The sequence below is a fragment of the Gilvimarinus algae genome (genome assembly GCF_030518215.1).
Lineage (GTDB): Bacteria > Pseudomonadota > Gammaproteobacteria > Pseudomonadales > Cellvibrionaceae > Gilvimarinus > Gilvimarinus algae.
On sequence record NZ_JAULRT010000016.1, the window covers coordinates 1 to 831 of the forward strand.

Consider the following 831-nt stretch of genomic DNA (forward strand, 5'->3'; position numbering starts at 1 on the left):
GTGATCTGGATATCCAAGGTGTCGTTGCTGCTCTCGCCGGCAACGTCTGTCACCACCACCGCGAACTGATCGATGATGTTGTCGTTCGTCGCGCTGTGCGATTGCGCCGCGTTGCCTTCGGTGTAGCTGTAGGTGATGTCACCGGTGAGCGCGTCGTAGCCGGTGATGGTCAAGGTGCCGTAGCTGCCACTGATCACCACCGGGGTGCTGGACGCACCGGTGATGTCTTGACCGGCAACCGTCACGGACGCCACGCCCGCTTCGGCGCTCACATTCGCATCGCCTGTGATGGTGTTCGCGCTCGCCTCTTCAACGCTGTTGTCGGACGCGGTCGCCGCTCCGTCTTCGTCATCGATGCTGATCACCGGTACGCCATCGGTCGCACCGTTGATGGTGATGGTCACCGTCTCGGTGCTCGCATCCCCATCGGCATCGGTCACCGTGTAGCTGAAGGTGTCGGTCAGTGTCTCGGTATCATCCAACGCTTGAACCGTGCTGTTGGTGGTATCCAACACGTAGGTGTAAACACCGTTGGCATCGATGCTGAACGTACCGTAGCTGCCCGACACGTTGTTTTGCACGCCGATCGAGTCGGCATCGGCGCCGGAGATCACGCTCACCGTACCCGAGACGCTGGCATCGTCTTCGCCCAGGCTGTTGCTCTCAGGCTGTGCCACCGGAACCGTGTCGGTGATCTGGATATCCAAGGTGTCGTTGCTGCTCTCGCCGGCAACGTCTGTCACCACCACCGCGAACTGATCGATGATGTTGTCGTTCGTCGCGCTGTGCGATTGCGCCGCGTTGCCTTCGGTGTAGCTGTAGGTGATGTCA

1 protein-coding gene is annotated in these 831 nt (G+C 60.5%); it reads right to left on the reverse strand.

The window, feature by feature from the left end; translation table 11 throughout:
• Positions 1-743, reverse strand: a 743-nt coding sequence (locus QWI16_RS00290) for a cadherin-like domain-containing protein (protein ID WP_302710716.1), incomplete at its 3' end; no start/stop codon positions are given.
• Between the last annotated feature and the right edge of the window lie 88 nt (positions 744-831).